Raw genomic sequence first — 20,921 nt, forward strand, 5'->3', positions numbered from 1 at the left:
AAGTAATGAATACGCTACATGGACATTTCAGTTATCACCCAACGACTCGGCAAACAAATCCGCTCCATGCGCCTCAATCGTGGCTATAAACAGGTGGACCTGGCAAAGCTGTCGGGAATTACCCGGCAAAAACTTATTGAAATCGAAAAAGGCAGCCTCTCGGTTTCCATCAATGCCTATGCCCGTGTGATTGCGGCGTTGGGCAGCGAGATCAAATTAGTGCCCGTGACCATGCCGACCTTGGAGGAACTGGAGGACTTGTTCAATGAATAGCCCCACTCTGCGCGTTCATACCCCTCAAGGCGAGAGTGGAAGCGTGCGGGTAAGCGCCGACGACTATCTGTTCCGATACAGCGACAAAGCAAAGGCACAAAGCGCAATAAGCCTCTCGATGCCCGTTCGCGTGGATGAGTATCGTCGTAGAGACTTGCACCCCATCTTCCAGATGAATCTGCCGGAAGGTTACGTGCTTGAGCAGTTGCGCAATCGTCTCGCCAAGACGGTGAAAGTCGACCCAATGTTGCTGCTTGCGTTGTCAGGTAGCAGCGCACCCATTGGCCGGGTTTTCGTCTGCTCGGATCAAGTGAGCGAGTTGATCCAACGTAACAGCCCTCCTTCGAGTGGCGAGAACCTCGACGAGATTCTCGCCTGGGACGGCACGGAAGATCTGTTCGCTGACCTGGTGGATCGCTACATCTTGCGAGCAGGCATTTCTGGCGTACAACCCAAAGTACTGGTGCCCGAAAAACGTCAAACGCCCGAGCAGAGAGTCACCTCGAAAACCAATGACCTGATTATCAAGAGCGGGCGCGACGAGTTTCCGGGGTTGGCCATCAATGAGTACCTGTGCATGTCCATCGCCAGGGATGCAGGCATACCCACACCACCGTTTTACCTGTCGCAGAACCAGAAACTCTTCATCATGCGACGCTTTGATCGGGACGAGCAGCTCAACCCACTGGGCTTCGAAGATATGACCACGCTGATGGGCCTGTCTGCCGAGCAAAAATACACCAAGAGCTACGGCGCTATGGCCAAGGCTGTGCGTGTCTTCTGTTCACCTGCCCATCAACGCAGCTCGCTCGACCAATTATTCGACAGCGTGGCGCTCAGTTGCATAGTGGGCAACGGTGATGCGCATCTGAAGAATTTCGGCGTGCTCTACAACGACCCGGTCAACGCCGATACACGACTAGCACCGGCTTACGACATTGTGAATACCACGGCGTACATTCCCGACGACACGCTCGCATTGGACATGGTCGGCAACAAGTCCTTTTTCGCTTCACGTCTGGGCATCCTCGAGTTTGCAAGAACCTGCGAAGTCGAAAAGCCTGAAGAACGTATTCAAGCACTGCTGCAAACCCTTGAGATCGTGCTTAAGCGTGAAGACGATTACTGCCGATTAGCACCTGATGTTGCGAAAGCCATACGGCAATCCTCTCAGGGCTACCAACTGAGTTTTGGCGGTTGAACACAACCTTCGTCATTCGCGATTGCAGCCCCTCGCAGGAGCGAGCGACGCCAGGTTCTTGCTCGCGCCTACAGTGGGAGCCCCTATTCAGGCGCTACCGGCAACCAGACCTCTACAGTGCCGAGGCCTTTACTTACATCAAAATCCGCGCTGTACCGCTCAAAATCCGGGCCGGCGATTGTGTAGCCGGAGTGCGGCAACCATTCGAACATGATCCGCTCGTAGGTCTGCGGTAACGCCTGTACCGGGCCGTAGTGCGGGAATACGGCGTAGCGATGCGCCGGGATTTCGATGGACTTAAAATTACTCGGCGCATCGCCCTTGGCCGGTACTTCAACCCCGGCGAGGTAGTCGAACTCATCGTGTTTCGGGTTATGGCAAACCCCGTAGGTAAAACCGCCTACACGCTTTTTGATGTATTTGACGCTCTCGTCAAACACCCCCCACAACTTGGGAATATCCCCCACGGTGGCCTTTGAATAGCGCCCCTGCACCCCAGCGATCACCAGGGCCTTGCCCTCTTCCATGCGCGGCTCTAACGGTTGTTGTGTCTGCTGATCCATCTGAACAGTCTCCTTCTTATGAGGGAACAAACCCGTATCGAGTATAGGGGTATATCCAGACTGCACTCCATGTAGAATTTTTTCCTACGTATCTGGACAACTGGCCATCATCGACCGTATTGTCTGCCCGCAGGCCACCGCAGTGGCCGACGTCGCTCGGACGGTTCCGGGCGCTTACGTACTCTCGAGGCAACAATGGCCGACCAAGGTTCGCCGCGCCGCTTTGCGCGCATAGATCGACTCCCCCCCTACGTTTTCAATATCACTGCCGAGCTGAAGATGGCTGCGCGTCGGCGCGGCGAAGACATCATCGACTTGAGCATGGGTAATCCTGACGGCCCGACCCCACCGCACATCGTGGAGAAAATGGTCACCGTCGCCCAGCGTGAAGACACCCACGGTTACTCCACCTCCAAGGGCATTCCGCGCCTGCGCCGGGCGATTTCGCGCTGGTACAAAGACCGTTATGAAGTGGATATCGACCCCGAGTCGGAAGCCATCGTCACCATCGGTTCCAAGGAAGGCCTGGCGCACTTGATGCTGGCCACCCTGGACCAGGGCGACACCGTGCTGGTGCCCAACCCGAGCTACCCGATTCATATCTATGGTGCCGTGATTGCCGGCGCCCAGGTGCGTTCGGTGCCGTTGATTCCGGGCGTGGACTTTTTCGCCGAGCTGGAACGGGCGATTCGCGGTTCGATTCCCAAGCCGAAGATGATGATCCTGGGGTTCCCGTCCAACCCGACCGCGCAGTGCGTGGAGCTGGATTTCTTCGAGCGGGTGATCGCCCTGGCCAAACAGTACGACGTGCTGGTGGTGCATGACCTGGCCTACGCCGACATCGTCTACGACGGCTGGAAAGCCCCGTCGATCATGCAGGTGCCGGGCGCCAAGGACATTGCGGTGGAGTTCTTCACCCTGTCCAAAAGCTACAACATGGCTGGCTGGCGCATTGGTTTCATGGTGGGCAATGCGGAACTGGTCAACGCCCTGGCGCGGATCAAGAGTTACCACGACTACGGCACCTTCACCCCGCTGCAAGTTGCGGCGATTGCCGCACTGGAAGGCGACCAACAGTGCGTGAAAGACATCGCCGAGCAGTACCGCCAGCGCCGCAATGTGCTGGTCAAGGGCCTGCATGAACTGGGCTGGATGGTGGAGAATCCCAAGGCGTCGATGTACGTCTGGGCGAAGATTCCCGAGGCGTATGCCGCCATGGGTTCGCTGGAATTTGCCAAGAAGCTGCTGCTCGAAGCCAAGGTCTGCGTATCGCCAGGGGTTGGCTTTGGTGAATATGGCGACGATCACGTGCGCTTTGCGCTGATCGAGAACCAGGACCGGATTCGCCAGGCGGTGCGCGGGATTCGCGGGATGTTCCGGGCGGATGGGCTCTTACCAAAAACCGGCGTCTAACTCGGTCAAACATGTGGGAGGGGGCTTGCCCCCTCCCACATTTGCATTGGGTTTGCACCCTTGCCTTATGGTGTGTCTGTCACACCACCAACGACAGCAACATGATGAAAATCAGCGCCACCACCGACAGAATGGTCTCCATCGCCGTCCAGGTCTTGAACGTCTCGGCCACAGTCATGTTGAAGTACTGCTTCACCAGCCAGAACCCCGCATCGTTGACGTGAGACAGGATCAACGAACCCGCCCCCGTCGCCAACACCAGTAGCTCGCGGTTAACCCCCGGAATCATCCCCACCACCGGCACCACGATGCCTGCGCCAGTGATGGTCGCGACCGTCGCCGAACCGGTGGCAATACGAATCACCGCCGCCACCAGCCACGCCAGCAGGATCGGGTTGATCTGCGCGTTCACCGCCATATGGCCGATCACGTCGCCCACGCCGCTGGTCACCAGCATCTGTTTGAAACCACCACCGGCACCAATGATCAGGATGATCGCGGCAGTCGGCGCCAGGCTGGCGTCGAGCAGCTTGAGGATTTGCTTGGCGTGTATGCCCTGGCGATGGCCAAAGGTGTACAGCGACAGCAACAACGCGAGCAGCAGGGCGCTGATCGGGTGACCGATCATGTCCATCCAGTTGCGCACCACATGACCGTCGGCCAAGGCGATGTCGGCGAAGGTTTTGAGCAGCATCAGGAACACCGGCAGCAGCACGGTGATCAGGGTGATGCTGAAGCTCGGCAGCGTCTTGTGCTCCGACTCGCGGGCCAGTTGGTCGACCAGTTCCTGGGACGGATTGCCCGGGATGTACTTGGCGATGAACGTGCCGAAGATCGGGCCGGCGATGATGGCGGTCGGCAGCGCGACGATCAGGCCGTACAGAATGGTCTTGCCGATGTCCGCGCCAAACACGCCGATGGCCAGCAGCGGCCCCGGGTGCGGTGGCACCAGGCCGTGGACCGCCGACAGGCCGGCGAGCAACGGGATGCCGATCTTGATCAGCGACACGCCAGTGCGGCGCGCGACGATAAACACCAGCGGGATCAGCAACACAAAGCCGATCTCGAAGAACAGCGGGATGCCTACCAGGAACGCGGCGAACATCATTGCCCACTGGACCTTTTCCTTGCCGAAGGCGCGGATCAGGGTCTGGGCGATCTGATCGGCACCGCCGGATTCGGCCATCATCTTGCCGAGCATCGTACCCAGCGCGAGGATGATGCCGACAAAGCCGAGCACCCCGCCGAAGCCGTCCTGGAAGGCCTTGATGATCTTGTCCACCGGCATGCCCGAGGTCAGGCCGAGGAAGCCTGCGGCGATGATCAACGCGATAAACGGGTGAACCTTGAACTTGGTGATCAAAAAGATCAGACCAATGATAGTGACCACTGCATCAAGCAGCAGGTAGGACTCGTGGGACATGCCAAACATGGGGGGTCTCTCCTGTTTGTTGTTGTTATTAAAGCCAGTGTTGAATTTGTCGCCAGGGATAGCGCTATCTTATCCGGCAAAAAATTAACGAGTAGGTTCAAAACCGTGTTTGAGCCACCAGGCATGGGTTTGCTCGGCCAACGCCTTGACGCTGTCTTCGCTGGCATTGAGGGCCAGGGTCAGCGGCTCGCCGATGGGCGATTCAAGGGTGGCGAACTGGCTGTCGATCAGGCTGGCCGGCATGAAATGGCCGGGGCGATGGGACACGCGGTCGGCGGCGACTTCGCGGCTCAGCTCCAGAAATACAAAGCCCAGGCCCGGCGCAGCTTCGCGCAGGTGGTCGCGGTATTTCTTTTTCAGCGCGGAACAGGTGAGCACCGGGTGTTCACCGGCCTTGAGCGAACGGCGCAATTCATCGCACAGGATGTCGAGCCAGCCGGCGCGGTCGTTGTCGTCGAGGGGGTGGCCGGCGCTCATTTTTTCGATGTTCGCGGCGGGGTGAAAGCTGTCGCCTTCAATGGGCGTGGCACCGTTCAGGCGGCAGAGGGCCTCGCTGACGCTGGTCTTGCCACAGCCGGCAACACCCATGATGACCAGGGCAGTAACAGGTTGACTCATGAAACACCTCAGGACGCAGATAGCGCTACCTTTGCACGCTGTAAGGCTAGTGCAAAAACAGGCTTTTCCCGCGCCGTCTTGTCTTTTTTTATGGAGTGACGCGTGCATCCGCTCCAAGCGTTTGAACCGGATCAGGCAACCCAGCACTCAAGCATTTGCAGCCGTTTGGAGACAGCGCTACCTTAGTGCCTCGATTTTTGTTTGGCAAGCCGCCTGATGACCTCCAAGAACGATAAAAATACGCGCACCACGGGTCGTCCGACCCTCAATGAAGTCGCCCGCCTGGCCGGCGTCAGCCCGATTACCGCCTCCCGCGCCTTGCGTGGCATCAGCACCGTGGCCACCGAACTGGTGGAAAAAGTGCAACGGGCCGCCGCCGAGCTGAACTACGTGGTCAACCCCGCCGCCCGCGCCCTGGCCTCGGCCCAGAGCCATTCGGTGGTGGTGCTGGTGCCGTCGCTGTCCAACCTGCTGTTTATCGAAACCCTCGAAGCCATCCATCAGGTGCTGCGGCCCAAGGGCTTTGAAGTACTGATCGGCAACTCCCACTATTCGCGCGACGAAGAAGAGACCCTGCTGCGCAACTACATGGCCTATCAGCCACGGGGTTTGCTGCTGACCGGGTTCGATCGGACCGAAAGCGCGCGACGAATGGTCGAGGCCAGTAATGTGCCGTGCGTGTACATGATGGATCTGGACCCCAACGCGGGCGTGAACTGTGTGGGCTTTTCGCAGTTGGCGGCGGGTGAGACAGCGGCAGCGCATTTGATCTCGCGGGGGCGCAAGCGCCTGGCGTATATCGGCGCGCAACTGGACCAACGCACCTTGCTGCGCGGCGAAGGCTTCCGGCGTGCGCTGCAACAGGCCGGCCTGTACGACCCGGCGTTGGAACTGTTGACGCCACGCCCCTCCTCCGTGGGCCTGGGCGGCGAACTGTTCCTGCAGTTGCTGGCGGCGCATCCGGATGTGGATGCGATCTTCTTCGGCAACGACGACCTGGCCCAGGGTGCGCTGCTCGAAGCCCTGCGTCACGGCATCAACGTACCGGCGCGCGTGGCCGTGCTGGGCTTCAACGACCTGCCAGCGTCCTCGTTCATGGTGCCGCGCCTGAGTAGCATCAGCACGCCACGCGAGGCCATTGGTCGGCGCGCGGCGGAGCATTTGCTGACGATCATGGCGGGTAACAAGATCGCCAAGCCGGTGGTGGACATGGGATTTGAGTTGCAGGTGCGGGAAAGTACGTAGGACGCTTGTAGGACGCGACTGGCATTGCGCAAAGCGCCTTGCCTGCTCCCACCGTTTGACCGTGCGCGCTTAACATCCTCGCCGTCATCCCCCTCCCCTGCTAGATTGACTGTTCTCCACTGCCAGGGAAGCACCATGGGACACTCACTGAAAATCTTGGGGCGCGCCTCTTCCATCAACGTGCGCAAAGTGCTCTGGACCTGCCAGGAACTGGGCATCGACTACGTGCGCGAAGACTGGGGCATCGGCTTCAAGCCGACCCAATCCGCCGAATTCCTTGCCCTGAACCCCAACGCCCAAGTGCCGGTGCTGATCGACGACCACGGCGTGTTGTGGGAATCCAACACCATTTGTCGTTACCTCGTCAGCCTCTACCAACGCCACGACCTGCTGCCTCTCGACCCCGCACCCCGCGCCCGGGTCGAACAGTGGATGGACTGGCAAGCCACCGAGCTCAACCCTTCCTGGGGCTATGCCTTCCAGGCCCTGGTGCGCAACAGCCCCGACCATCAGGACCCGCAACGCATCAAAGCCGGCGTACAAGCCTGGAACGACAAGATGGGCCTGCTGGAACAACAGTTGGCAAAGACCGGCGCCTACGTGGCCGGCGACGAATTCACCCTGGCCGATATCCTCATCGGCCTCTCGGTTCATCGCTGGCAGATGACCCCCATGGAACGCCCGCTCTACCCGGCGGTTGCGGCGTATTACCAGCACCTCGGCCAGCATGCCGGCTTTAAGACCTTCGCCCTCGACGGTCACGACTAAGCCCAAGAACTCAACGTACTGCGCCGCACCGGGGCCTGCGACAGCAAAACGCTCGCTTCGTACCGCCCATCGGATACTGCGGCCTACCTGTCAACATTGACAGTAGACGCTACCCGTTACCGACGTTTGACTGACAGCGAAGTGATTGGGCGCTCCCAATTCCTATAACCTCTCAGAGGCATCCGCTCATGGATAACGATCGGTCACGGGCCCTGAAATCGCAGCCTGCAGATGGCTTGGTAACAGCGAACATCAACGATCCCATTGGAAACTTCACATCCGAAGACATCCAATTTCACGAGTTTCCTGAAGCTATTTTTATCGACGCCAAGAGTAATCAAGGCCAGCGGCTGATGAGCTTTCAATTGGCTAACGATATCCAGCCTGGCACATATGATGTTGCCCAAGAAAAAAGCAAGGTTCAGGTCTATTACTACCATGCGCTTGGACCGACCCCATGGACTTACCAGCCCAGCAGCGGGGAATTGCACCTCACGGTGATCGATCCGGAACATCGGCACGTCACTGCGACATTCTCGTTCACCTCTCTACGGGTGCCCGAGGGGGAAGAACCGCTGGAGGTCACCCAAGGCGAGTTGAATCTTACAGGCGCTTAAACCCATCATCGACTGAACCCTCGTGCGATTAGTCAGCGAATGTCCAGGAGTGCCATACGCCACCGGGCGTTGGAAAACATCGCCCATTGACGGCAACGCTTGGCCGTCGACGGGACAATCCTTGCCGCGATGGCCACGTCAGCTCCAGTAAAACCAGGGGGTTGGCACCCGGCATGCTATTTGCTCCAGCTGAGGCACCGAACATTTACACAGGTGACCGATCATGCTGGTTAACAACAACACTCAGGCCTTGTCGACCGTCCAACAGCTCAAGCGCCCCGACATGGACCCCGCCAACGCCGCCGCCAGCACGCTGTACAGCGGCGCCTTGCAAACGGCGCAGCAAAGCGTGACCGTACCGGTTGTGCCGAAAGATCTGGACAAAGCCTCCAGCCGCATCGATGAAGCCTTCGCCAAGACCCGTGTGCAGTTGCAGACCTCAAAGGCGACCACCACGGATGTGCCCGCCGCCGACTCTACCACCAGTTCCGCCCGCGCAGACTTCACCGATTACATAAGCAAAACCCCGGCCGAACGCATTCGCGAACAGTTGCTCAAGGAGCAGGGGTTGACCGAGGCAGAAGTGCAGGCAATGCCGCAGGAAAAACAGGATGCAATCGCCAAGCAAGTGGCTGATCGCGTGAAGCAGCAGCAAGAGCAACAGGTAGCGGCGAAGACGACAGAACCGCAGGCGCAGGCGGTGAAAGAGACCCTGGCCGCGATCTAAGCGATACGGACTTGACGCGAGTTGGCTATCGACAGCTCAGAGCAGGTATGTCCTGCTCTGTGCGGTGAGGCGGGAACAGCTTACAAAGCGTAGGTTTTTAACTCAGTGACCGAACAGCCCTGTCTCGGATTTTTTGGTTTTCTTGTCCGCGCGTTTTTCATCGGCGGTCTTTGCCGGTTTCTTCTTCGCGGCTTTCTTTGAATCCATACCTTTGGCCATGATGCATGCTCCACTTACAGGGGATGTAACATTGGGTATACCACCTATTGCCACACATTAGGCGCTTATAATCCCCGGCCCTTGATAACGCCTGCCTGAACACCATGCCCGAATTGCACATCGAACCGCTGGCAGAGCCCCTGTGGCCGCTGCTGAACAAGTTTTACCGCCACCACGATTCGCCGATGAAGGCACTCAAGGGCGGATGTCTGTGGGTGGCGCGGGACCGCGAGATCGTTGCCGGTTTATGCCTGACGCCGGTGGTGGGCGGGCAATGGCTGACCGGGGTGTTTGTCGACCCGGCCTATCGTGGTCAGGGGCTGGCGGCGCGCTTGATTCGTCGAGCGGTGGCCGATGGGGTGGGTACGGTCTGGCTGATGTGTCATCCGGACCTGGAGGGTTGGTATCAACGCATGGGTTTCACCCAGGATACCGTGCTGCCCCAGTCCCTCAGCGAACGGTTGGTGCGCTACAAGCGCAACAAGCCGATGATCGCGATGGGCTTGGAACGAGCCGTATAACCTCCCCTGGTTGGCGTTGTGTTGTGTCGGGAGGCTAGTCGTCGGCCGTCGGGTCCATGTCGGGGAACATCACCTCGATGAACCCGAACTTGCTGAAATCGGTAATCCGCGACGGGTACAAGCGGCCGATCAGGTGATCGCACTCGTGCTGCACCACCCGCGCATGGAAACCATCGGCAATGCGGATGATCGGCTCGCCCTTGGGGTCGAAGCCTTCGTAGCGGATCTGCTGGTAACGATCCACCGCGCCGCGCAGGCCGGGCACGGACAGGCAGCCTTCGTAACCCTCTTCCATGAGCGGACTGAGCGGTGTGATCAGCGGGTTGATCAGGATCGTCTGTGCCACAGCCGGGGCATCCGGGTAGCGTTCGCTGCTCTCGAAACCAAATATCACCAGTTGCAGGTCAACGCCGATCTGCGGTGCGGCCAAGCCGACACCGCCGACGTGTTCCATGGTCTGGAACATGTCATCGATCAGTTGCCACAACTCAGGGCTGTCGAACATTTCCGGCGGGACCGGCGGGGCGATACGCAGCAGGCGCTCGTCGCCCATTTTCAGGATTTCACGGATCATCGATCAGACTTCGTCGGGAGTGGGCTTGGAATGGTCCCGGCCAAGGCCGGAGACGTGCTTTTTTTCACCTGCGTGGGTGTTTTCATCGAAGGTCTTTTCCCCTGGATCCTTGCCTTCGGCCGACATGTGCTCGATCACGGCATTCATCTCCGCCCCCAGCAACAGCACGGCGGCGGAAATATAGAAGTACAGGAGCAAAACAATGATCGCGCCGATGCTGCCATACATGGCGTTGTAGTCGGCGAAGGTTTTGACGTAGTAGCCAAAGCCCAGGGACGCAACGATCCACACCACCACCGCCAGCACCGAGCCTGGAGTGATGAAGCGGAATTTCTGCTGCACGTCGGGCATCACGTAATACATGAGAGCCACGGCGAACATCAGCAGGATCACAATCAGCGGCCAACGCAGGATGGTCCACAGCGTGACCACGAATTCCTGCATGCCGATCTGCCCTGCCAGCCATTCCATGACCTGCGGGCCGAGCACCATCAGCGCGGCGGCGGCGAGCAACATGCCGGCGATGCCGACGGTGTAGAAAACCGACAGTGGGAAACGCTTCCAGATCGGTCGCCCTTCGACCACGTCGTAGGCGGCGTTCATCGCGCTCATCATCAGGCGCACACCGGCCGACGCGGTCCACAGGGCAATCACGATACCCACCGAGAGCAGGCCGCCCTTGGACTGCTGCAACTGGTCGATCACCGGGTTGACCTGCTCCAGGGCCTGGGGCGGCAACACCAGCTCCGACTGCAGGCGCAGCCAGGTGAAGAAGTCCGGTAAATGCAGGAAACCGATCAACGCAATGAGGAACAGCAGGAACGGAAACAAGGAAAACAGCATCTGGTAGGCCAGCGCCGAGGCGTAGGTGGACATCTCGTCGTTGACGAACTCCGTGACCGTGCGCACCAGCACTTTGTGCAGCTTGAGACCATCGAGTACCGGAAAAATCATAGCGTCTCCTTTCGCCGCAAAAAGATCAGGTTCATGGGCGACTCAGGGGCCGTTTTCTACATCAAGGTAGCCTATTTGGCGACCTTGAAACAATTTCGAAAGATTAACCGCATCAGGTGACACAAAAACGGCCATCCGTGGATGGCCGTCGGGCTGGATGAACTCAGCCAGCGATCGAGGATCACTTGATCGCTTTCTTCACCGCATCCTTGGCATCACCTACGGCTTTCTGCACTTCGCCTTTCTTTTCCTGGACCATACCTTCAGCGCGCAACTTGTCGTTGCCGGTCACTTTGCCAATACCTTGCTTGATGTTGCCGACAGCTTCGTTCGCGACGCCTTTTACCTTATCCGATGTACTGCTCATGGTATTTCTCCTGGAACAATCGAGGGGTTTTGGTCATTACGTAGAGATTGACCCGAGGCTGTTCGGCAGAGTTTCAATTATTTTGTGCGCGCATTTCATCGCCGGCAGCAGGTTTGGCTTTATGTTTTGCGGCCAACCCACGAGAATGCGCGGCACATTCAGGCTACAACGCTGAATAACAGATCCCGTAGGAAGGTTATGAAACTCAATAAAGCACAGGCCATCGCCCGCAGAAACCAGGAACTGGGCGGTGCCGTACTCGGCGTCAACAACTGCCACTTCACCGACCTGGACCGCAAACGCAACATCTGGTGGTTCGACCTGCCGGTGGCACGGATCGCGGTGGGCCAGTACGAGTGGATTCACTTGTTGCTGCACAACGCCGAGACTGACCAGTTGCTGCACCTGAAGGTGCCGACGGTGTTCCTGCGTGAAAAGCTCGAAGGCCTGGTGGTGCGCAATGCCGGCAAGCGCAAGCCGGAAATCACGCTGGAACTGAGCGCAGACAAGGACTCGTTCCTCAAGGATGTGCGCCCAGCCGGTGCGGGCGTGAGCTTCGCGCAGCTTGCCCTCTAAGCACTGTATTTCAAATGTAGGAGGGGGCTTGCCCCCGATAGCGGTGGATCAGTCACCCGATGTAGTGACTGTCACTCTGCAATCGGGGGCAAGCCCCCTCCCACATTTGGGCCGGGTTACTTTTTCAGGCCCAGCTTCTTCAGCTCTTCATCGCGCAACTCTCGACGCAGGATCTTACCCACGTTGGTGATCGGCAAGACATCACGGAATTCAACGGCCTTGGGCACCTTGTAGCCGGTGACGTTAGCGCGCATATGCTCCATCACCTGGTCCTTGGTCAGGGTGGCACCTGGCTTGACCACGATGAAGATCTTGATGTGCTCCCCGGACTTCTCGTCCGGCACACCGATGGCAGCGCATTGCAGCACGCCCGGCAGAGTCGCCAGCACATCTTCCAGTTCGTTGGGGTAGACGTTGAAACCGGAGACCAGAATCATGTCTTTTTTGCGGTCGACAATGCGCATGTAGCCATCCGGCTGGATGATCGCAATGTCACCGGTCTTCAACCAACCTTCGCTGTCGAGGATTTCGGCGGTAGCGTCTTCACGCTGCCAGTAGCCCTTCATGACCTGCGGGCCTTTGACGCACAGCTCGCCAACCTCGCCCAGGCCCAGCTCGACGCCGTCGTCGGTGATGACTTTGCACAGGGTCGACGGCACCGGAATGCCGATGGTGCCGATCTGGATCTTCTGGATCGGGTTGACCGTCGCCACCGGGCTGGTCTCGGTCATGCCGTAGCCTTCGCAGATGTCGCAGCCGGTCACGGCTTTCCAGCGCTCGGCCGCCGCCAGTTGCAGGGCCATGCCGCCCGACAGGGTGACTTTCAACCCAGAAAAGTCCAGCTTGCGGAAGCCTTCGTTATTGCACAGCGCGACGAACAGCGTGTTCAGGCCGACAAAACCGCTGAACTTCCACTTCGACAGTTCCTTGACCATCGCCGGCAGGTCACGCGGGTTGCTGATCAGGATGTTGTGGTTGCCGATCAGCATCATCGCCATGCAATGAAAGGTGAACGCATAGATGTGGTACAGCGGCAGCGGGGTGATCAGGATCTCGCAGCCTTCGTTGAGGTTGGAGCCCATCAGCGCCTTGCACTGCAGCATGTTGGCCACCAGGTTACGGTGGGTCAGCATCGCCCCCTTGGCCACGCCGGTGGTGCCGCCGGTATATTGCAGCACCGCCACGTCGCTGCTGGCCGGGCTGACGTCATTGACCGGTTGGCCGTGCCCCTTGGCCAGCACGTCGTTGAACTTGATCGACTTGGGCAAGTGATAGGCCGGGACCATTTTCTTCACGTACTTGATGACGCTGTTGATCAGCAGGCGCTTGAGCGGCGGCAGCAGGTCGGCGACTTCGGTGACGATCACGTGTTTGACGGCGGTCTTGGGCACGACTTTTTCAGCCAGATGCGCCATGTTGGCCAGGCAGACCAGGGCCTTGGCCCCGGAGTCATTGAATTGGTGTTCCATTTCCCGCGCGGTGTACAGCGGGTTGGTGTTGACCACTATCAGGCCGGCACGGATGGCGCCGAACACAGCGACCGGGTATTGCAGGACGTTGGGCAGTTGCACGGCGATTCGATCGCCGGGCTTCAAATCGGTATGCTGTTGCAGGTACGCAGCGAAAGCGCCGGACAATTCGTACAACTCACCGTAGGTGATTGTCTTGCCCAGGTTGCTGAAAGCCGGTTTGTTGGCGAAGCGCTGGCAGGACTGTTTCAGTACCGCCTGAATATTTGGATACTCGTCTGGATTGATGTCTGCAGCAATCCCGGCGGGGTACTTATCCTTCCAAAAGTCTACGTTCATGGAAGCCCACTCCTCAGCGACGCGAATTCATCATCGCATTTGATGCGATTATTATTGGTGTGTGTTTTTTAGGTGAGTCTGGCGCGTTTAAGCAGGCCGAGAGGTCACAAAGCGCGCCGAGAGTAGCAGCTTTGCCAAGGGCCGACTAGAGCCAAAAGAGGCCCCTACAGTCATAAACATGACTCATGAATAACTAATAGTCATTTTTAGAGCAAAAATTCTATACGCTTGAAAATGGCTCTAGAACAGGGCTTAACGAGATAAACGCAGACAAATGTGGGAGGGAGCTTGCTCCCGATGGCGGTAAATCAGCCAACACATTTGGTGACTGATTCACTGCCATCGGGAGCAAGCCCCCTCCCACATTGTTGACTGCCTTTCAAATCAGGCGATGTCGCGCAACTCGCGCCGCAGGATCTTGCCCACCGGCGTCATCGGCAACGACTCACGCAACACGATGTGCTTGGGCACTTTGTACCCCGTGAAGTTGGTCTTGCAGTAGCTCTTCAACTCCTCAAGGCTCACGCCTTCGGCACGCGCCACCACAAACAGCTTCACCGCCTCCCCCGTGCGCTCATCCGGTACGCCGATCACTGCGCAGTTGGCCACCGCAGGGTGAGCCATCACCACGTCTTCAATCTCGTTGGGGTACACGTTGAAACCCGAGACGATGATCAGGTCCTTCTTGCGATCCACGATGCGTATAAATCCATCCTCGTCGATCACGGCAATATCGCCAGTCTTGAGCCACCCCTCGGCGTCCAGCGCCTCGGCGGTGGCGGCCGGTTGCTGCCAGTAGCCCTTCATCACCTGCGGGCCCTTGATGCACAGCTCGCCGCGCTCGCCCAGGGGCAACTCGACGCCGTCGTCATCGATCACCTTCATCGCCGTGCCCGGCACAGGGATGCCCACGGTGCCCAGGCGTGACTTGTTGCCATACGGGTTGGTGCTGGCCACCGGCGACGTTTCCGTCAGGCCATACCCTTCGCCAATCGCACAGCCGGTGAGCTGCTCCCAACGTTCGGCGGTGGCCTTGATCAGCGCCGTGCCACCGGAGTTGGTGAGTTTGAGATGGGAGAAGTCCAGGCTCTTGAAATCGGGGTGGTCCATCAACGCCACAAACAACGTGTTGAGCCCGAGCAAGCCGGTGAAGCGCCAGTTTTTCAGTTCCTTGATAAAGCCCGCGATATCCCGCGGGTTGGTGATCAACACGTTGTGGTTGCCGGAGACCATCATGCACATGCAATTCGCGGTGAATGCATAGATGTGGTAAAGCGGCAGCGGCGCGATCATCACTTCCTGGCCCTCCTTGATCAGCGGGTGGCCATCCTCGCCGGTCTGCGACATGCAGGCGCGCACCTGCTGCATGTTCGCCACCAGATTGCCGTGAGTGAGCATCGCGCCCTTGGCCAAGCCGGTGGTGCCGCCGGTGTATTGCAGCACGGCGATGTCATCGAGAGTCACCGGATGGCGCGTCACGCCCTGCCCTGCGCCCATGCGCAAGGCGCGCTTGAACGACACTGCACGCGGCAAGTGATAGGCCGGGACCATCTTCTTCACTTTGTCGACAAGGGTGTTGACCAGCCAGCCTTTGGCTGCCGGCATGAAGTCGCCCATCTTCGCTTCGATCAGGTAGTCGATCTCGGTGTCGGTGCAGACTTCCTGCACCCGTGAACCGAACAGGTTGAGGTAGACCAGGGCACGAATGCCGGCGTCCTTGAACTGGTGTCGCATCTCCCGCGGGGTGTACAGCGGGTTGGTGTTGACCACGATCAGCCCCGCGCGCAACGCACCGAACACGGCAATCGGGTAATGCAGCACGTTGGGCATCTGCACCGCGATGCGATCGCCCGGCTTGAGGTCGGTGTGCTGCTGCAGGTAACCGGCGAACGCCGCACTCTGGCGCTCAAGCTCGGCGTAGGTCAGGGTGACGCCCATGCTGCTGAACGCCGGACGGTCGGCAAAGGCCTTGCAGGAACGCTCGAAGACTTCGATCACTGACGTGTAGGCGCTCAGATCGATCTCGTTGGGAACGCCCGCCGCGCGTTTGTCATTCCAGAAATCAGGTTGCATTATTCTTGTCCTCTTACCTGAATGTGCCCAGCCGCTTTTCTGCTGCTATAAAAAGCGGAGCTTCGGGGACGTTAGCAGCTATGGCCAAACAGGCAAATACAGGAAAGAGCGTCATTAATTGCGTGAATCTTCCTACAAGGGTCTGTACTGATCAGACGGCTGTCCGAGGATGAGCTATACACTGCAACGACCCTGAGTAAAGGAAGCGCCATGAACCACACCACTTTCTGGCTGACCGCGAATGACCACAGCCGCCTGTACGTCAATCAATGGCTGCCGGAAGCGCCGCCGAAGGCGTTGATCATGGTGTCTCATGGCATGGCCGAGCACGGCGGACGCTATGTGCGCCTGGCCGAAGCGTTGTGCGGGACGGGCTACGGTGTGTTTGCCCTGGACCAGCGTGGTCATGGCCGCACCGCCGACGAGGGCACCCTGGGCCTGTTCGCCGAGCAGGACGGTTGGAACAAGGTGGTGGGCGACCTGGCCAGCCTCAACCAGCACATCGGCCAGCGGTTGCCGGGAGTGCCGATCATTTTGCTGGGCCACAGCATGGGCAGCTATATCGCCCAGGCCTACCTGCTGCACCACAGTGCCAGCCTGCATGGGGCGGTTCTCAGCGGTTCGAATTTCCAGCCGGTGGCGCTGTACCGCGCCGCGCGGCTGATCGCCCGTGCCGAACGCCTGCGCCAGGGCTTGCGCGGTCGCAGTGCGCTGATTGAGTGCCTGTCGTTCGGCTCGTTCAACCAAGCGTTCAAGCCCAACCGCACGGCTTTCGACTGGCTCAGCCGTGACCCGGATGAAGTCGACCGCTACCTCCACGATCCGCTCTGCGGGTTCCGCTGCACCAACCAACTGTGGTTCGACCTGCTGGGCGGCTTGCAGCAAATCAGCAAAGCGTCCAATCTCGCGCAGATCGATCCGGGCTTGCCCATTCTGGTGATCGGCGGCGAATGTGATCCGGTGAGTGAAGGCAAGCGTCTCAAAAGCCTGGCCCATGCCCTGCGTGAGGCCGGCTGCCAGAACCTGCAACTGAATATCTACCCGCAGGCGCGTCACGAAGTGTTCAACGAAACCAACCGCGACGAAGTCACCGCGGATGTGCTGACGTGGCTCGACCAGGCCCTGACCTTGCGCAGGCCGGCTCGCTGCGAATAATTTTTCGTTTAAAATCAGCCAATTAAATTATCGATTAGCCACAGGATGCACCTTTAGATGACCCAGGTAACCAACACCCCTTACGAAGCCCTCGAAGTCGGCCAGACCGCCAGCTACAGCAAGACCGTCGAAGAGCGCGATATCCAGTTGTTCGCCGCCATGTCCGGCGACCACAACCCCCTGCACCTGGATGCCGAATTTGCCAAGGCGACCATGTTCAAGGAGCGAATTGCCCACGGCATGTTCAGCGGCGCCCTGATCAGTGCGGCCGTTGCCTGTGAGCTGCCTGGGCCGGGCACAATCTATATCGGCCAGCAGATGAGCTTCCAGAAGCCGGTGAAAATCGGCGACACCCTGACCGTGCGTCTGGAAATTCTCGAGAAGCTGCCGAAGTTCCGCGTGCGTATCGCCACCCGCGTGTTCAACCAGCGCGATGAACTGGTGGTGGATGGAGAGGCGGAGATCCTCGCGCCACGCAAGCAACTGGTCGTGACGTTGACCGAGCTACCGGCCATCACCATCGGCTGATCAGCCCCCATAAAAAATCCCCGCATCGGCGGGGATTTTTTATTCAGCGACGACTCACGACTGAGCGCGAGCCTGGTTACGCAGGGCTTTCACTTGATCGTGATTGCGTTGCACGCCGTGGTACTGACGCTCAACCAGGTCACGAATACCCAGCAGGTTGTGCTTGTCGATCTTCTCGATCGCTTCTTTGTAAGCCTTGAGTGCGTGGTCTTCACCGCGCTCGGCTTCGTTCAATACGGCCTCTTCGTCTTTGCCAGTCACCATCGACTTCACATCGACCCAGCCACGGTGCAGGGCGCCGGCAACGCTGCCGGAATTTTCCGGGTCGCCACCCAGGGCACGCACGGCGGTTTTCAGCTCGGCCGCAGCGGTGGTGCAGTCTGCGGAGCGCTTGGCAAACAGCGCTTTGAGTTCTGGATGCTTGATGTCGTCAGCGCACGCTTTAAAACCTTTTTGACCGTCGATGCTGGTTTCGATCAGGTCGTTCAGTACCGAGATGGACTCTTTATTGATATCAGTCATTTTTCAGTTCCTTATGCCGGTTGAGAAAGGTTGTCTGAATGGTTGCAGCGCCCGTGCCAGGTTTTAAAAAACGACTTTCTCTTTTAATTTCAACATTTTAAAAATATATGAAGGTTCTGTATGTGCGTTATTTGCATGATCTGTCATTTGGCCTTCATGCAGAATGCCTGTATTTTCGAAGACCTCGATGCAAACGCCTGAGCCGTCATGAATCCCGAAAAACTCGAACTGCTGATTACCCGCGAAATGCCCTTCGGCAAGTACAAGGGACGGATCATCGCCGACCTGCCTGGCCCCTACCTGAACTGGTTCGCCCGTGAAGGTTTCCCCCACGGCGAGCTGGGCGGGTTGCTGGCATTGATGCAGGAAATTGACCACAACGGCCTGTCCGAACTGCTGGAACCGCTGCGCGCCAAGCACGGCAAACCCGCGCCTCGCCATTAGGAACCCACGCCATGCCATGGAATGCAGCCAACGAACCCCACTGGCAGGCCATCGCCGAGCACTATGAGCTGGAGCCTGGCCCGATCAACCTGGAAAATGGCTACTTCGGGCGCATGAGCCGCGCGGTACAGGCGCAGTACCTTGAGCACGTCGCGTTTATCAACCGCAGTAACGCGGTGCATGTGCGTCAGCGTTTCGAGCAAGGCGAAAACGTCGAGATCCGCCACCAACTGGCCGAGCTGATCGACGCCGACCCCGAGTCGGTCGCCTTCACCCGCAACGCCACCGAAGCCTTGCAGTCGCTGATCCGCAACTACAACCGCCTGCAGCCGGGCGACCAAGTGCTGATCAGCGACCTGGAGTACGACACGGTCAAGGGCGCCATGCGCTGGTTGGCCAGCTACAGGGGAGTGGAAGTGATCGAAATCTCCCACACCCACCCGGCCAGTTTCGACAGTTTGCTGCAAAGCTATCGCGATGCCTTCATCCAATACCCCCGCCTGAAACTGATGGCGTTGACCTACGTGACCCACCGCACCGGCCTGGTCATGCCGGTCGAGGCCATTGCCAAAACGGCGCGCGAACACGCTGTCGATGTGATCCTCGACGGCGCCCACGCCCTCGGCCAGATCGAGTTCAACCTCGCCGAGCTGGGTATCGCCTTCGCCGGCTTCAACCTGCACAAATGGATCGGCGCGCCGCTGACTCTAGGCTTTCTTTACATAGCCACCGAACGCCTGGCAGACATCGACCCGGACATGGGTGAGTTCCACTACCCCGCCACCGACGTGCGCGCCCGCACGCCGTACAGCACGCCGAACTTCCCGGCGCTGATGACCTTGCCGCGGGTATTTGAAGAACACCGCGCATTGGGCGGCGCGGCGGCCAAAGGCGCACGCGTGAATTACCTGCGGGATCTGTGGGTGCGCCAGGTGCGGCCATTACCGGGAATTGAAGTGCTGACCTCGGATGACCCGCGATTGTATTGCGGGATCACGGCGTTCACGTTCATCGGGCGCGATCAGCAAGTGATGGCAGACCGCCTGCTCAGGGACTACAACCTGTTCACCACCACTCGAGTGGGCGCGTCGTTTGGCACCTGTATCCGGGTGACGCCGGGCTTGGTGACGTCCGCGGCGGACATCGATTTACTGGTCAGCGCCATCACCGCACTGAGCGCGGACTGAAAAATGTGGGAGGGGGCTTGCCCCCGATAGCAGAGTGACAGTCAGCGAAAATATTGGCTGATAGACCGCTATCGGGGGCAAGCCCCCTCCCACATTTGGATGTGTGTTGGGTTCAAGGTTTTGCGCAGGCAAAAAAAGCGCCACGCCGGCCAAGCCGCACCGTAAAGTATCCGGATGACGCGGGGGTGGGTGACATCAACCGCAGACATCCACGCACAGATCAAAGCCATCACCGCACTGAGTGCGGACTAAAAATGTGGGAGGGGGCTTGCCCCCGATAGCAGAGTGTCAGTCAGCGAAAAAATTGGCTGATAGACCGCTATCGGGGGCAAGCCCCCTCCCACATTTGGATGTGTGTTGGGTTCAAGGTTTTGCGCAGGCAAAAAAAAGCGGCACACCGACCAAGTGCACCGCAAAAAATGCCGTTAAGCACAGCAACAACGATTCGATAAATCAGCTCAGTCCAGCAGTGCCAGCGCCTCAGCGGTGACTTCCTGGATACGTGCCCAGTCGCCGTTCTTGACCCACTCGGGGTCGAGCATCCAGCTACCGCCCACGCACATCACGTTTTTCAACGCCATGTAGCTCTTGATATTGGCCGGGCTAACGCCGCCGGTCGGGCAGAATTTCACTTCGCCAAACGGGCCGCCCAGGGCTTTGATGGCTGCGACGCCACCGCTGACTTCCGCCGGGAACAGCTTGAAGCGGCGATAACCCAGGCCATAGCCTTCCATGATCCCGGAGGCGTTGCTGATACCCGGCAGCAGCGGGATCGGGCTGTGTACCGAGGCTTCAAGCAGGTCGCGGGTAATGCCGGGGGTGACGATAAATTGCGAGCCGGCAACGGTGGCCGCTTCGAGCATATGGCGATCAAGCACGGTGCCGGCGCCGGTACACAACTCCGGACGCTGCTCGCGCAGGACCTGAATGGCCTTGAGGCCAAACTCGGAACGCAGGGTCACTTCCAATGCGGTCAAACCACCGGCTGCCAGGGCGTCGGCCAGCGGTAGGATGTCCTGTTCACGGGCGATGGTGATCACTGGCAGTATCCGCGCCTTGGCGCAGAGACTGTCGATCAGGGCAACTTTATCCGCCATGGACACGGTCGATTGAGGGCTTTTCATCGCGGCTGATCC

General features: G+C 59.0%; 23 protein-coding genes. 13 read left to right on the forward strand and 10 right to left on the reverse strand.

What is annotated here, in order from left to right; translation table 11 throughout:
* The first annotated feature begins 18 nt into the window (after nt 1–18).
* Both MOQ67_RS24900 and MOQ67_RS24905 read left to right on the forward strand, forming a co-directional pair.
* Nucleotides 19–273 carry a helix-turn-helix domain-containing protein gene (locus tag MOQ67_RS24900; RefSeq protein ID WP_253398345.1) on the forward strand — a complete coding sequence of 85 codons (255 nt, stop codon included), beginning with the start codon at nt 19–21 and terminating at the stop codon, nt 271–273.
* The gene (locus tag MOQ67_RS24905; RefSeq protein WP_253398347.1) at nt 266–1,474 is read left to right on the forward strand and encodes a type II toxin-antitoxin system HipA family toxin; all 1,209 of its coding nucleotides are present in this window, start codon (nt 266–268) and stop codon (nt 1,472–1,474) included. Before MOQ67_RS24900 ends, MOQ67_RS24905 begins: the two co-directional genes overlap by 8 nt.
* 83 nt (nt 1,475–1,557) lie before the next feature.
* Here the strand turns inward: MOQ67_RS24905 and MOQ67_RS24910 are convergent, their stop codons facing one another.
* Nucleotides 1,558–2,037, reverse strand: coding sequence for a GyrI-like domain-containing protein (locus tag MOQ67_RS24910; RefSeq protein ID WP_253398348.1), 480 nt, complete (start codon nt 2,035–2,037; stop codon nt 1,558–1,560).
* A 195-nt stretch (nt 2,038–2,232) separates the two neighbouring features.
* Between MOQ67_RS24910 and alaC the strand changes: the two genes are divergently transcribed.
* On the forward strand, nt 2,233–3,450 hold the full coding sequence (alaC, locus tag MOQ67_RS24915; protein WP_253398350.1) for an alanine transaminase: 1,218 nt from the start codon (nt 2,233–2,235) through the stop codon (nt 3,448–3,450).
* A gap of 79 nt (nt 3,451–3,529) precedes the next feature.
* On the opposite strand, the gene MOQ67_RS24920 is transcribed toward alaC, so the two are convergent.
* Both MOQ67_RS24920 and MOQ67_RS24925 read right to left on the reverse strand, forming a co-directional pair.
* The gene (locus tag MOQ67_RS24920) at nt 3,530–4,882 is read right to left on the reverse strand and encodes a GntP family permease (RefSeq protein WP_321861768.1); all 1,353 of its coding nucleotides are present in this window, start codon (nt 4,880–4,882) and stop codon (nt 3,530–3,532) included.
* Between the two features lie 84 nt (nt 4,883–4,966).
* On the reverse strand, nt 4,967–5,500 hold the full coding sequence (locus MOQ67_RS24925; RefSeq protein WP_448675662.1) for a gluconokinase: 534 nt from the start codon (nt 5,498–5,500) through the stop codon (nt 4,967–4,969).
* A gap of 213 nt (nt 5,501–5,713) precedes the next feature.
* Between MOQ67_RS24925 and MOQ67_RS24930 the strand changes: the two genes are divergently transcribed.
* The 5 genes from MOQ67_RS24930 (at nt 5,714) to MOQ67_RS24950 (ending at nt 9,597) form a co-directional block, all read left to right on the forward strand.
* On the forward strand, nt 5,714–6,745 hold the full coding sequence (locus MOQ67_RS24930) for an HTH-type transcriptional regulator GntR (protein WP_253400432.1): 1,032 nt from the start codon (nt 5,714–5,716) through the stop codon (nt 6,743–6,745).
* Nucleotides 6,746–6,880: 135 nt separating this feature from the next.
* Nucleotides 6,881–7,513: a glutathione S-transferase family protein gene (locus tag MOQ67_RS24935; protein WP_321848771.1), complete on the forward strand. Its 633-nt coding sequence runs from the start codon at nt 6,881–6,883 to the stop codon at nt 7,511–7,513.
* 188 nt (nt 7,514–7,701) lie between these two features.
* On the forward strand, nt 7,702–8,130 hold the full coding sequence (locus MOQ67_RS24940; RefSeq protein WP_321861771.1) for a hypothetical protein: 429 nt from the start codon (nt 7,702–7,704) through the stop codon (nt 8,128–8,130).
* A gap of 223 nt (nt 8,131–8,353) precedes the next feature.
* Complete coding sequence (locus MOQ67_RS24945; RefSeq protein WP_448675663.1) at nt 8,354–8,857, forward strand: hypothetical protein; 504 nt, start codon at nt 8,354–8,356, stop codon at nt 8,855–8,857.
* Nucleotides 8,858–9,180: 323 nt separating this feature from the next.
* Nucleotides 9,181–9,597, forward strand: a complete 417-nt coding sequence (locus MOQ67_RS24950; RefSeq protein WP_253398362.1) for a GNAT family N-acetyltransferase — start codon at nt 9,181–9,183, stop codon at nt 9,595–9,597.
* 34 nt (nt 9,598–9,631) lie between these two features.
* Here MOQ67_RS24950 and def read toward each other — a convergent pair whose 3' ends face one another.
* The 3 genes from def to MOQ67_RS24965 form a co-directional block, all read right to left on the reverse strand.
* Entirely contained in the window at nt 9,632–10,171 is a 540-nt protein-coding gene (gene def, locus MOQ67_RS24955; RefSeq protein WP_253398364.1) for a peptide deformylase, read from the reverse strand.
* A gap of 3 nt (nt 10,172–10,174) precedes the next feature.
* Nucleotides 10,175–11,125, reverse strand: a complete 951-nt coding sequence (locus MOQ67_RS24960) for a YihY/virulence factor BrkB family protein (RefSeq protein ID WP_253398366.1) — start codon at nt 11,123–11,125, stop codon at nt 10,175–10,177.
* A 181-nt stretch (nt 11,126–11,306) separates the two neighbouring features.
* Nucleotides 11,307–11,492 (reverse strand): CsbD family protein, encoded by a 186-nt coding sequence (locus tag MOQ67_RS24965; protein ID WP_448675664.1) that lies wholly within the window; start codon nt 11,490–11,492, stop codon nt 11,307–11,309.
* A gap of 198 nt (nt 11,493–11,690) precedes the next feature.
* On the opposite strand from MOQ67_RS24965, the gene MOQ67_RS24970 reads away from it, so the two are divergent.
* Complete coding sequence (locus MOQ67_RS24970) at nt 11,691–12,068, forward strand: hypothetical protein (protein WP_247398473.1); 378 nt, start codon at nt 11,691–11,693, stop codon at nt 12,066–12,068.
* Nucleotides 12,069–12,184: 116 nt separating this feature from the next.
* On the opposite strand, the gene fadD1 is transcribed toward MOQ67_RS24970, so the two are convergent.
* Nucleotides 12,185–13,876 (reverse strand): long-chain-fatty-acid--CoA ligase FadD1, encoded by a 1,692-nt coding sequence (gene fadD1 / locus MOQ67_RS24975; protein ID WP_321848779.1) that lies wholly within the window; start codon nt 13,874–13,876, stop codon nt 12,185–12,187.
* Nucleotides 13,877–14,260: 384 nt separating this feature from the next.
* Nucleotides 14,261–15,949, reverse strand: a complete 1,689-nt coding sequence (gene fadD2, locus MOQ67_RS24980) for a long-chain-fatty-acid--CoA ligase FadD2 (protein ID WP_247398466.1) — start codon at nt 15,947–15,949, stop codon at nt 14,261–14,263.
* A 210-nt stretch (nt 15,950–16,159) separates the two neighbouring features.
* Here fadD2 and MOQ67_RS24985 point away from each other — a divergent pair, with 210 nt between their 5' ends.
* Nucleotides 16,160–17,104 (forward strand): alpha/beta hydrolase, encoded by a 945-nt coding sequence (locus MOQ67_RS24985; RefSeq protein WP_448675665.1) that lies wholly within the window; start codon nt 16,160–16,162, stop codon nt 17,102–17,104.
* Between the two features lie 57 nt (nt 17,105–17,161).
* Nucleotides 17,162–17,632, forward strand: a complete 471-nt coding sequence (locus MOQ67_RS24990; protein WP_247407665.1) for a MaoC family dehydratase — start codon at nt 17,162–17,164, stop codon at nt 17,630–17,632.
* Nucleotides 17,633–17,686: 54 nt separating this feature from the next.
* Here the strand turns inward: MOQ67_RS24990 and MOQ67_RS24995 are convergent, their stop codons facing one another.
* A complete protein-coding gene (locus tag MOQ67_RS24995) occupies nt 17,687–18,154 on the reverse strand; it encodes a ferritin-like domain-containing protein (protein ID WP_253398374.1) in 468 nt (155 codons plus the stop codon).
* Nucleotides 18,155–18,361: 207 nt separating this feature from the next.
* On the opposite strand from MOQ67_RS24995, the gene MOQ67_RS25000 reads away from it, so the two are divergent.
* Nucleotides 18,362–18,598: a DUF3820 family protein gene (locus MOQ67_RS25000; RefSeq protein ID WP_003213031.1), complete on the forward strand. Its 237-nt coding sequence runs from the start codon at nt 18,362–18,364 to the stop codon at nt 18,596–18,598.
* Nucleotides 18,599–18,609: 11 nt separating this feature from the next.
* Nucleotides 18,610–19,785: an aminotransferase class V-fold PLP-dependent enzyme gene (locus MOQ67_RS25005; protein ID WP_448675666.1), complete on the forward strand. Its 1,176-nt coding sequence runs from the start codon at nt 18,610–18,612 to the stop codon at nt 19,783–19,785.
* Nucleotides 19,786–20,243: 458 nt separating this feature from the next.
* Here MOQ67_RS25005 and MOQ67_RS25010 read toward each other — a convergent pair whose 3' ends face one another.
* A complete protein-coding gene (locus MOQ67_RS25010; RefSeq protein WP_253398378.1) occupies nt 20,244–20,909 on the reverse strand; it encodes a bifunctional 4-hydroxy-2-oxoglutarate aldolase/2-dehydro-3-deoxy-phosphogluconate aldolase in 666 nt (221 codons plus the stop codon).
* Nucleotides 20,910–20,921: the final 12 nt, after the last annotated feature.

It is taken from the genome of Pseudomonas sp. LY-1 (assembly GCF_053502595.1).

Bases quoted from the DNA above. Each gene is read 5' to 3' on its own strand.
- MOQ67_RS24900 (WP_253398345.1), top strand. From the start codon at position 19: ATGGACATTTCAGTTATCACCCAACGACTCGGCAAACAAATCCGCTCC.
- MOQ67_RS24905 (WP_253398347.1), top strand. From the start codon at position 266: ATGAATAGCCCCACTCTGCGCGTTCATACCCCTCAAGGCGAGAGTGGA.
- MOQ67_RS24910 (WP_253398348.1), bottom strand. From the start codon at position 2,037: ATGGATCAGCAGACACAACAACCGTTAGAGCCGCGCATGGAAGAGGGC.
- alaC (WP_253398350.1), top strand. From the start codon at position 2,233: ATGGCCGACCAAGGTTCGCCGCGCCGCTTTGCGCGCATAGATCGACTC.
- MOQ67_RS24920 (WP_321861768.1), bottom strand. From the start codon at position 4,882: ATGTTTGGCATGTCCCACGAGTCCTACCTGCTGCTTGATGCAGTGGTC.
- MOQ67_RS24925 (WP_448675662.1), bottom strand. From the start codon at position 5,500: ATGAGTCAACCTGTTACTGCCCTGGTCATCATGGGTGTTGCCGGCTGT.
- MOQ67_RS24935 (WP_321848771.1), top strand. From the start codon at position 6,881: ATGGGACACTCACTGAAAATCTTGGGGCGCGCCTCTTCCATCAACGTG.
- MOQ67_RS24940 (WP_321861771.1), top strand. From the start codon at position 7,702: ATGGATAACGATCGGTCACGGGCCCTGAAATCGCAGCCTGCAGATGGC.
- MOQ67_RS24945 (WP_448675663.1), top strand. From the start codon at position 8,354: ATGCTGGTTAACAACAACACTCAGGCCTTGTCGACCGTCCAACAGCTC.
- MOQ67_RS24950 (WP_253398362.1), top strand. From the start codon at position 9,181: ATGCCCGAATTGCACATCGAACCGCTGGCAGAGCCCCTGTGGCCGCTG.
- def (WP_253398364.1), bottom strand. From the start codon at position 10,171: ATGATCCGTGAAATCCTGAAAATGGGCGACGAGCGCCTGCTGCGTATC.
- MOQ67_RS24960 (WP_253398366.1), bottom strand. From the start codon at position 11,125: ATGATTTTTCCGGTACTCGATGGTCTCAAGCTGCACAAAGTGCTGGTG.
- MOQ67_RS24965 (WP_448675664.1), bottom strand. From the start codon at position 11,492: ATGAGCAGTACATCGGATAAGGTAAAAGGCGTCGCGAACGAAGCTGTC.
- MOQ67_RS24970 (WP_247398473.1), top strand. From the start codon at position 11,691: ATGAAACTCAATAAAGCACAGGCCATCGCCCGCAGAAACCAGGAACTG.
- fadD1 (WP_321848779.1), bottom strand. From the start codon at position 13,876: ATGAACGTAGACTTTTGGAAGGATAAGTACCCCGCCGGGATTGCTGCA.
- fadD2 (WP_247398466.1), bottom strand. From the start codon at position 15,949: ATGCAACCTGATTTCTGGAATGACAAACGCGCGGCGGGCGTTCCCAAC.
- MOQ67_RS24985 (WP_448675665.1), top strand. From the start codon at position 16,160: ATGAACCACACCACTTTCTGGCTGACCGCGAATGACCACAGCCGCCTG.
- MOQ67_RS24990 (WP_247407665.1), top strand. From the start codon at position 17,162: ATGACCCAGGTAACCAACACCCCTTACGAAGCCCTCGAAGTCGGCCAG.
- MOQ67_RS24995 (WP_253398374.1), bottom strand. From the start codon at position 18,154: ATGACTGATATCAATAAAGAGTCCATCTCGGTACTGAACGACCTGATC.
- MOQ67_RS25000 (WP_003213031.1), top strand. From the start codon at position 18,362: ATGAATCCCGAAAAACTCGAACTGCTGATTACCCGCGAAATGCCCTTC.
- MOQ67_RS25005 (WP_448675666.1), top strand. From the start codon at position 18,610: ATGCCATGGAATGCAGCCAACGAACCCCACTGGCAGGCCATCGCCGAG.
- MOQ67_RS25010 (WP_253398378.1), bottom strand. From the start codon at position 20,909: ATGAAAAGCCCTCAATCGACCGTGTCCATGGCGGATAAAGTTGCCCTG.